The following is an 8,770-nucleotide window of genomic DNA, read 5'->3' on the forward strand; positions in this document are numbered from 1 at the left end:
CCACATTTTGGTCTGCGGCGGACGCCAGATTTCGGACACTCCGCAAAATCATGTGGGAGCGAGCCAGCGATCATCCCTGCTCGATACTCCGCAAAACCACTTCCCGCGGTTCGACCCGAGGAAAATTCAGGCGCTGCCAGCGCCAGGCATCCTCCAACATGCGCTCAAGCCCATGACGAGCTGTCCAGCCCAACTGCTCGGCCGCCTTGCTCGGATCCGCCCAGCAACGCGCGATGTCCCCCGGACGACGCGCTTCAAAAGCCAGCGGCACGGTCGCCCCGGTCACCCGTTCGAAAGCACTGACCACCTCCAGCACCGAATAACCACGCCCGGTGCCCAGGTTCCAGACATGCACACCCGTTTGTTCCCGCAGGAACGCCAAAGCCCGTAAATGCCCTTCGGCCAAATCCACCACATGTACATAATCCCTGATCCCGGTGCCATCCGGCGTCGGGTAGTCGGAGCCGAAAATCCGCAGCACCTCACGCTCGCCGTTGGCCACCTGCAACAGGTACGGCAACAGGTTATTGGGAGTCTGCGTCGGCGTTTCGCCCAACAGGCCTGAACAATGCGCGCCGATGGGATTGAAGTAGCGCAGCAAGCCGATCGACCAGCGGGCGTCGGAGGCCGCAGTGCTACGCATGACGTGTTCGGCCATCAGTTTCGACTGGCCGTACGGGTTGGTCGGCTGCCCGGTCGGGCAGGTTTCGGCGATGGGCATCTGGGCACAATCGCCGTAGACCGTCGCCGATGAACTGAACACCAGGTTGAACACGCCAGCTTCGGCCATCGCCTGGCACAGCGTGACGCTGCCGCTGACATTCGTGTCGAAATACCTCAGCGGCTCACGCACGCTTTCACCCACGGCCTTGAGCCCAGCGCAGTGGACGACGGCCTCGATGGGGTACTCCTTGAATACCTTGTCCAGTGCGCGACGGTTTCTCACGTCGGCATGAACAAAAACCGGCTCCCGCCCCGTCACGTCCGAAATGCGCTGCACTGTCGCCCGGGAGCTGTTGCACAAGTTGTCGAGAATCACCACCTCGTCGCCCCGGTTCATCAGCTCGACCGCCACATGGGCGCCGATATAACCCGCACCACCTGTCACCAGAATCATCATTCATTCCCCCTCGGTTATCCCTGTCCGGGTGTCTCTTGGGCGAGACACTCGGCGTTGTCCGGCGGTCTCTTTCGGCAGTGGTGCGCGTTGGAGACATCAGCCTGTTCTGTTGAGTGTGGTGGCGGATGTCAGGAGTTCAGAGCAGTTGACTGACTGGCACATGCACTTTGTCGGCTGGCTGGAAGAAGTTTTGGAACGGCATCGGAACCGGCTTTCTCCAACGTCCACAAGGCCAGGCGTGAGAGGAGTTTCCAGGCCTTGTTTGCCAGGCGCGGTAGCGCCAGATCGCGGTAGGCCCAGCATCGATCTTCAGACATCGATCTTCAGAAAAGGAACGTCACATGAATCAGCAAGAACGACTTCATCCCGACCACAGCGTCGCGCCCGCCACGGGCTTGCGACCTACGCTGTTGTGCCTGTCACACCTGCGCTGGGGCTTTGTCTATCAGCGGCCCCAACACGTGATGTCGCGATTGGCCAGGGACTACGACGTACTGTTTTTCGAAGAGCCGATATTCGAAGGCCGGCAGGCCGCGCACCTGGAAACCTATGCAGTAGCCGACGGCGTCACAGTGCTGGTGCCCAGGCTCCCCGAGGGGCTGGACGAAACCCAGGTGATCGACACCCAGCGCGAGTTGCTTGATGCCTGGCTGGCGGAGCACTGGCCGAGTGAGTTGATGCTCTGGTACCTCACGCCCATGAGCCAGGCCTTCACCGATCACCTGGAGGCCAATGTGGTGATTTTCGATTGCATGGACGAACTCTCGGCCTTCAAGTTTGCGCCGCCCGCGTTGATCGACATGGAGCGGCGGTTGATGGCCAAGGCCGATGTAGTATTCACCGGTGGATACAGCCTCTGGGAGGCCAAGCGCGAGCATCACGATAACGTCCACGCCATGCCCAGCAGCGTTGATATCACGCACTTTGCCGCGGCCAGGCAGCCGATTCCCGACCCGGCGGACCAGGCCGAGATCGGCCATCCGCGCCTGGGTTTCTTCGGCGTCATCGATGAGCGTTTCGATATCGAGCTGGTCCGGGAACTGGCGACGCAGCGCCCGGAGTGGAACATCGTACTGATCGGACCAGTGGTGAAGATCGATCCGCAGACGTTGCCGCGCCTGGCGAATATTCACTATCTGGGCGCCAAGCAATATGAAGAGTTGCCGGCGTACCTGGCGGGCTGGGACGTGGCGTTGATGCCGTTCGCCCTGAACGAATCCACTCGCTTTATCAGCCCCACCAAGACGCCCGAATACCTGGCGGGCGGATGCCCGGTGGTGTCCACGCCGATCCGCGATGTCGTCAACGGCTACGGCGAGAGTGGCGTAGTCGCGATCGCCGATTCACCCCAGGGGTTCATCGACGCGATCCAGGCCGCACTGGATCTGCGGACCCAGCCAGGGGTCATAGCGCAGTACGCCGACAAAGCGCTGGATGGCATGTCCTGGGACAAGACCTGCGCGCAGATGAAGGAGCAGATCGAATGCCAACGATAACCCTCGATTCCCTTGATAACGCCCAGGGCGACGCGCCGTACGACTACCTCATCGTTGGCGCCGGTTTCGCCGGCAGCGTGCTGGCCGAGCGGCTGGCCGAAGGTTTGGGCAAGCGCGTGCTGCTGCTAGATCGGCGTGATCACATCGGCGGCAATGCATACGATCACCTGGACGAGGCGGGCGTGTTGGTGCATCGCTACGGGCCGCACATCTTCCACACCAATGCCCAGCGCATTGTCGATTACCTGTCGCGGTTCACCGAATGGCGCCCGTACGAGCATCGAGTGCTGGCCCAGGTCGACGAGCACCGGGTGCCGATTCCCATCAACCTGACGACGCTCAACACGCTGTTCGGCTTGTCGATGGATGAAGCGCAGGCCGAGGCCTTCCTCGCGCAGCGGGCGGAGCCGGTCGAGTCGATCCGGACCTCGGAAGACGTGGTCATCAACCAGATCGGCCGCGAGCTCTACGAGAAATTCTTTCGTGGCTACACCCGCAAGCAGTGGGGCCTGGACCCTTCGCAGCTGGACAAGTCGGTGACCTCGCGGGTGCCGACACGGACCAACACCGACGATCGGTATTTCACCGACCAGTTCCAGATGATGCCGTTGCACGGCTATACGCGGATGTTCGAGCGCATGCTCGACCATCCGAACATCGATATCTTGCTGGCCACCGATTTCAAGGAGGTTCGCCAGCGCATCCCTTATCGGCAACTGGTCTACTGCGGGCCGATCGATGAGTACTTTGACTACTGCTTCGGCCATCTGCCGTATCGCTCGTTGCGCTTTCAGCATGAAACGCTGGACGCGCCGCAGTTCCAGCCGGTGGCGGTGGTCAACTACCCGGACGAGCGCGTGCCCTATACGCGAATCACCGAGTACAAGCACCTCACCGGGCAGGAGCATCCGCGCACCAGCATCAGCTACGAGTTTCCCTGCGCCGATGGCGACCCTTACTACCCGGTTCCGCGCCCGGAAAACGCCGAGTTGTACAAGCGCTACAAGGCCCTGGCCGACGAAACAGCCGGGGTGACTTTTCTCGGTCGGCTCGGCACGTACAAGTACTACAACATGGATCAGGTGGTCGGCCAGGCGCTGGCGCTGTATCAGCGCATCGCCGAGGGCGAAGGGATAGAGACCAGGGCGCATGAGGTCGAGCCGGGGTGATCCCGGCTTCATCCAGACACAGGGAGGCAGCAGCGTGCAGGAGAGGATCTTCAACAGTTTTGTGATGGCCGGCTACGAATGTTCCACCCAACGCCGTGCCGATGGGCGTCGGCTGGACATGCTCGCCGCGACTCGCCATGACCGTTGGGCGGAGCAGGATTACCGCCGGCTCGCCGAACTGGGCATTCGCTGCGCCAGGGATGGCTTGCGTTGGCATCTGATCGAGCAGCAGCCGGGTCGTTATGACTGGAGCAGTTTCCTGCCGATGCTGCGCGCTGCCCAGCGCTGCGATGTGCAAGTGGTGTGGGACCTGTGTCATTACGGCTACCCCGACGACCTGGACATCTGGCGCCCGGCCTTCGTCGAGCGGTTTGCTCGCTTTGCCGGTGCGGTGGCGCGGCTGATGCGCGAGGAGGGCGTCGAAACGGCGTTCTACTCGCCGATCAACGAGATCTCTTTCTGGAGCTGGGCCGGCGGCGACGTCGGCTACTTCAACCCCACCGCCCGGCAACGGGGCATGGAGCTCAAGCACCAGTTGGTGCGCGCGAGTATCGCGGCGATCGAGGCGATTCGCGAGGTGACGCCCGCCGCGCGATTTGTCCAATGCGACCCACTGATCAACGTGCGGTCCTTATCGCGGCGAGCCGAGGATATCGAGGCCGCGGAGGCTTATCGGTTATCGCAGTTCGAGGCGTGGGACCTGCTCACCGGCAGAAGTTGGCCGGGGTTGGGCGGGCGCGAGGAGTACCTGGATATTCTCGGCGTCAATTTCTATCCGCATAACCAGTGGTTCCTGCACGGCCATCGGATCGAGCCGGGCAGCGCGGATTATCGGCCATTGGTGGGCATGCTCAGTGAAGTCCACCAGCGTTATCGAAGGCCGCTTCTGCTCTCTGAAACGGGCGCTGAAGACACCGCTCGGGTGCCCTGGTTGGACTATGTTGGTGAGCAGTTGGCGCTGGCGATGGAGCGCGGTATTCCCATGGCGGGCATGTGCTGGTACCCGTTTCTCGATTACCCCGGTTGGGACGATGATCGCTACTGCCCCACGGGCGTGTTTGGCTATGCCGACAACGAGGGCAGCCGCGCGTCTTTCCATCCGTTGTCGATGGCGATGCAGGCGCTGCAGGCGCGGTTTGCCTCGTCCGTGGCCACGGTGCAGATGCCATGAATAGCCATCAGTCCCATGGCGCGCCGTTGCCGAATACCGCCATCGCCTTTTTGTGGCGATACGTCACCCTCAGGCCGTGGCATTTCGCGACATTGTTTGTGCTGATTGTCGGCGCCGCCAGTTGCGCCGTGGCGGTGCAGTTCGGCATGAAGCTGCTGGTCGACGCGATGGCCCAGGGCAGGGAGGCGGGCGGGCAGGTTTGGCTGCCGTTCACGGTGTTCATCGCGCTGATTGTGGTGGAAAACCTGTTCTGGCGTTCCGGCGGCTACCTGGGGTGTCGGACGGTGGTCGCCAGTTGCGCGGACCTGCGGATCGACCTGTTCAATCACCTGACCGGACACCCGATGCGCTATTTCTCCGAGCATTTCGCCGGCGCCCTGGCCAACCGGATCTCCTCGGCGGGCGCGGCAGCGGGTTCCATCTACGGTGGCCTGGCCTGGAAAATCATTCCCCCTTGCGTCGACTTCATCGGTGCGGTGGTGGTGCTGTTCACTGTGCGACTTTCCATGGGGATCGCCTTGATCGGCGCGGTGATCGTGGTGGCTTCGCTGATCACCGTGATGGGGCTACGGGGCCGCAGCCGGCACATCGATTTCGCTTCCCAGGCCGCACGCGTCGGTGGCGAGTTGGTCGACCAGGTTTCCAACGTCTGGACCATCAAGGCATTCTCCGCCCGGCACCGCGAACGGCGCCGGCTCGAACAGGCAATCGGCGTCGAGGCCAAGGCCCAGCGCCGCAGCTGGATCTACCTGGAAAAAGCCCGGGTCCTGCACGACATCTGCTTGTCGATCATGGCCGGCGGTATGCTCGGCTGGTCGATATTGTTGTGGCAGGACGGGCAGATTACTCCGGGCGATGTGGTGATGGTCAGCGCGTTATCGTTTCGCATCCTGCATGGTTCCCGCGACCTGGCGCTGGCCCTGGTGGACACCTCGCAGCAGATGGGCGTGATTGCCGAGACGTTGCGCATCATCGTCCAGCCACACGCACTCAGCGATACCCCGGCGGAACTGGAACCCGGGCGCGGCAATATCCGTTTTATCGACGTCAGCTACAGCTATGCCGACGGGCGCGGCGCGATCAGGCATCTGTCCCTGGATATTCCGGCCGGCCAGAAAGTCGGCATCGTCGGGCCGTCGGGCGCGGGCAAGTCGACATTGGTCAGCCTGGTCCAGCGCCTGGACGATGTGCGCAGCGGGGTGATCCTGATCGATGGCCGCGACGTGCGCTCGGTCAGCCAGGACAGCCTGCGCAGCCAGATCGCCGTGGTGCCTCAGGAGCCGGCGCTGTTCAATCGCACCATCTACGAAAACATCGCCTATGGCCAGCCCGATGCCACCGAGGAACAGGTGATCGACGCGGCCCGCCATGCCTATTGCGAAGAATTCATCCGCGACCTGCCGGAGGGCTTCAACACTTTGGTCGGCGAGCGCGGCGTGATGCTCTCGGGCGGCCAGCGCCAGCGCCTCGGGCTGGCACGGGCGTTCCTCAAGAACGCACCGATCCTGATCCTCGACGAAGCCACTTCGGCACTGGATTCGGAATCCGAAGCCAAGGTGCAAATGGCCCTGGACGACCTGATGCGCGGTCGCACCGTGCTGGCAGTGGCGCATCGGTTGTCGACGGTCGCGCGGTTCGACCGGATCCTGGTCTTGCAGAGTGGAAGAATCATCGAAGACGGCTCACCCGATGAACTGCGCCAGCGTCAAGGCCCATTCCAGACGTTGTGGCAGGCGCAGGGGCTGGAATTGGGCAAGCGTTAGCAATTTATTTTCAACGCGCTGCATCCGGATTGTCTTTCCACGGGTAGTACATGGACAGCCTTTGGGCTGTCAGCTGTTTACCTTCCCGGAGAGACTTGATGAACACCCAACGATTGCTCTGCATCATCGGCACTACCTTCGCCATTTCCGGCCTGTCGACGGCCTATGCACAAGCTGACCTGCCTGAAAGCATCCAGGTGCCGGAGGGCCACAAGGTCACGATGCAAACCGTCGGGGTGGGCGAGATCACTTACGAGTGCCGTGACAAGGCCAATGCGGCCGGCCAGACCGAGTGGACCTTCATCGGCCCCAAGGCGGTGCTCAACGACCGAAGTGGCACCCGAGTGGGGAGCTATTTCGGCCCGCCGGCGACCTGGCAGGCCCAGGACGGTTCCAAGGTTACCGGCACGCAACTGGCGGTCGCCGCATCCAGCCCGGGCAACCTCCCGTTTCAACTGGTCAAGGCCAACCCGGCCGAGGGCAAGGGTTCGATGAGCGGTGTCAGTTACATCCAGCGTGTCGCCACCCGAGGAGGCGTAGCGCCGACGAAAGCGTGCGACACAGCCAACAAAGGCATGCGCGAAATCGTCAAATACCAGGCCGATTACATTTTTTGGGCCGCCAAGTGATGTCCGGACGATCGTAGGTTTAAAGTCGGCTACGCTGTTTCGATGCGCCCCAGTCCTTCGGCTGGGGTTTTTGATTTCTTTTCATTGGCGCAAAACCTTGTCCCTGCCCGAGCCCGTTTTCAACTATGAAGCTTGTCTGATGGCGTGCGCCCGAGGCGAGCAGCAGGCATTGAGAGATTTGTATGAGCAAGAAAGCAGCCGTTTGCTCGGCGTGGCCAGGCGCATTGCCGGGGACGACGCGTTGGCTGAGGATATTGTCCATGACGCGTTCATCCGGATCTGGACCCGTGCGTCGCGCTTCGATCCTGCGCGTGGCTCCGCCCGTGGCTGGATATTCAGCGTGACTCGGCACCTGGCGCTGAATTTTGTCCGCGATGGTGCGCGCGAGGTGCAAGTCGGCGAGGACCATGAAACGGTCCTGCATGACGCGTTGTCGCTGCAAGAAACAGCCGAAACCGATGCCTTCGAGTATGGAGCCCGTACGGGGCGCATCTACCGCTGCCTTGAGCAACTGGAGCCGGCGCGGCGCAACTGTATCCTGCACGCTTACGTGGACGGCTATTCCCATTCGCAGATCGCCGTAAAACTCGGGGCGCCGCTGGGCACCGTCAAAGCCTGGATCAAACGCAGCCTGACAGCATTGCGAGCGTGCATGTCATGAGCGGCGACCCACGGAACGAAGACCCGGCTGATCTCGACGAACTGGCGGGAGAATATGTACTGGGTACGCTACCGGCCACGGAGCGTGCCGAGGTGCAGCGACGGCTCGGCAACGACCGCAGATTGCGCGAGGCTGTCGATGCCTGGGAGTCGCGTCTGTTCGATTTGATCGAGCTGGCCGAACCACGCCAACCCGCGCCGGCGCTCTGGACGCGTATCGAGCGCAGCGTCAAGGTCCGCAAGCGTTCGCCCTCGGTGCAGGGGCGTGATTCCTGGTGGAACCTTGTTGCGCTGTGGCGCGGGCTGGCAGGGGCGGGGCTGGTAACGACGCTGGCGCTTTGCGCCTTGTTGTGGACCCAGCCCACCGTCGAATCGCCAAGCTTTCTGGTGGTCTTGGTGGCGCCGCAGAACCAGGCGCCTGGCTGGGTGGTACAGGCGAGCAACCCGAGCGAGATTCAACTGATCCCCCTCGGCGTAGCGCAAGTGCCGGCCGACAAGGCATTGGAGTTCTGGACCAAGGGCGATGGCTGGCAGGGGCCGGTGTCGCTGGGGTTGGTCAAGCCCGGGAAGACGCTCTCCGTACCGTTGGATCGGCTGCCGCCGCTGGAGCCCAACCAGCTCTTCGAGCTGACCCTGGAAAATACCGGCGGCTCGAAAACCGGCGCGCCCACTGGTCCAGTGCAATTTATCGGGCGGGCGGTCAAGGTGCTCTGAGCGATGTTGAATGTGCCGCCGCCTTCGCGAGCAGGCTCGCTCCCACAG

General features: G+C 62.5%; 8 protein-coding genes. 7 read left to right on the forward strand and 1 reads right to left on the reverse strand.

The window, feature by feature from the left end; translation table 11 throughout:
- Positions 1 to 70: 70 nt before the first annotated feature.
- Positions 71 to 1,117: a UDP-glucose 4-epimerase GalE gene (gene galE / locus ACE04F_RS09360; protein ID WP_486106159.1), complete on the reverse strand. Its 1,047-nt coding sequence runs from the start codon at positions 1,115 to 1,117 to the stop codon at positions 71 to 73.
- Between the two features lie 344 nt (positions 1,118 to 1,461).
- Between galE and ACE04F_RS09365 the strand changes: the two genes are divergently transcribed.
- The 7 genes from ACE04F_RS09365 to ACE04F_RS09395 all read left to right on the forward strand — a co-directional run bounded on the left by ACE04F_RS09365 (position 1,462) and on the right by ACE04F_RS09395 (position 8,722).
- Positions 1,462 to 2,616, forward strand: a complete 1,155-nt coding sequence (locus tag ACE04F_RS09365) for a glycosyltransferase family 1 protein (protein WP_486106121.1) — start codon at positions 1,462 to 1,464, stop codon at positions 2,614 to 2,616.
- Positions 2,604 to 3,785 (forward strand): UDP-galactopyranose mutase, encoded by a 1,182-nt coding sequence (glf, locus tag ACE04F_RS09370; protein ID WP_486106123.1) that lies wholly within the window; start codon positions 2,604 to 2,606, stop codon positions 3,783 to 3,785. The genes ACE04F_RS09365 and glf overlap by 13 nt, the downstream gene beginning before the upstream one ends.
- Before the next feature lie 64 nt (positions 3,786 to 3,849).
- On the forward strand, positions 3,850 to 4,956 hold the full coding sequence (locus ACE04F_RS09375; protein ID WP_486106161.1) for a glycoside hydrolase family 1 protein: 1,107 nt from the start codon (positions 3,850 to 3,852) through the stop codon (positions 4,954 to 4,956).
- Positions 4,953 to 6,719, forward strand: a complete 1,767-nt coding sequence (locus ACE04F_RS09380; protein ID WP_486106125.1) for an ABC transporter ATP-binding protein — start codon at positions 4,953 to 4,955, stop codon at positions 6,717 to 6,719. Before ACE04F_RS09375 ends, ACE04F_RS09380 begins: the two co-directional genes overlap by 4 nt.
- A gap of 98 nt (positions 6,720 to 6,817) precedes the next feature.
- Entirely contained in the window at positions 6,818 to 7,348 is a 531-nt protein-coding gene (locus ACE04F_RS09385; protein ID WP_486106127.1) for a DUF3455 domain-containing protein, read from the forward strand.
- A 139-nt stretch (positions 7,349 to 7,487) separates the two neighbouring features.
- Positions 7,488 to 8,009, forward strand: coding sequence for a sigma-70 family RNA polymerase sigma factor (locus ACE04F_RS09390; protein ID WP_486106129.1), 522 nt, complete (start codon positions 7,488 to 7,490; stop codon positions 8,007 to 8,009).
- Positions 8,006 to 8,722 (forward strand): anti-sigma factor, encoded by a 717-nt coding sequence (locus ACE04F_RS09395; protein WP_486106131.1) that lies wholly within the window; start codon positions 8,006 to 8,008, stop codon positions 8,720 to 8,722. The genes ACE04F_RS09390 and ACE04F_RS09395 overlap by 4 nt, the downstream gene beginning before the upstream one ends.
- Positions 8,723 to 8,770: the final 48 nt, after the last annotated feature.

The organism is Pseudomonas sp. AGC41, from assembly GCF_057334555.1.

Bases quoted from the DNA above. Each gene is read 5' to 3' on its own strand.
- glf (WP_486106123.1), top strand. From the start codon at position 2,604: ATGCCAACGATAACCCTCGATTCCCTTGATAACGCCCAGGGCGACGCG.
- ACE04F_RS09365 (WP_486106121.1), top strand. From the start codon at position 1,462: ATGAATCAGCAAGAACGACTTCATCCCGACCACAGCGTCGCGCCCGCC.
- ACE04F_RS09395 (WP_486106131.1), top strand. From the start codon at position 8,006: ATGAGCGGCGACCCACGGAACGAAGACCCGGCTGATCTCGACGAACTG.
- ACE04F_RS09390 (WP_486106129.1), top strand. From the start codon at position 7,488: ATGGCGTGCGCCCGAGGCGAGCAGCAGGCATTGAGAGATTTGTATGAG.
- ACE04F_RS09385 (WP_486106127.1), top strand. From the start codon at position 6,818: ATGAACACCCAACGATTGCTCTGCATCATCGGCACTACCTTCGCCATT.
- ACE04F_RS09380 (WP_486106125.1), top strand. From the start codon at position 4,953: ATGAATAGCCATCAGTCCCATGGCGCGCCGTTGCCGAATACCGCCATC.
- galE (WP_486106159.1), bottom strand. From the start codon at position 1,117: ATGATTCTGGTGACAGGTGGTGCGGGTTATATCGGCGCCCATGTGGCG.
- ACE04F_RS09375 (WP_486106161.1), top strand. From the start codon at position 3,850: ATGGCCGGCTACGAATGTTCCACCCAACGCCGTGCCGATGGGCGTCGG.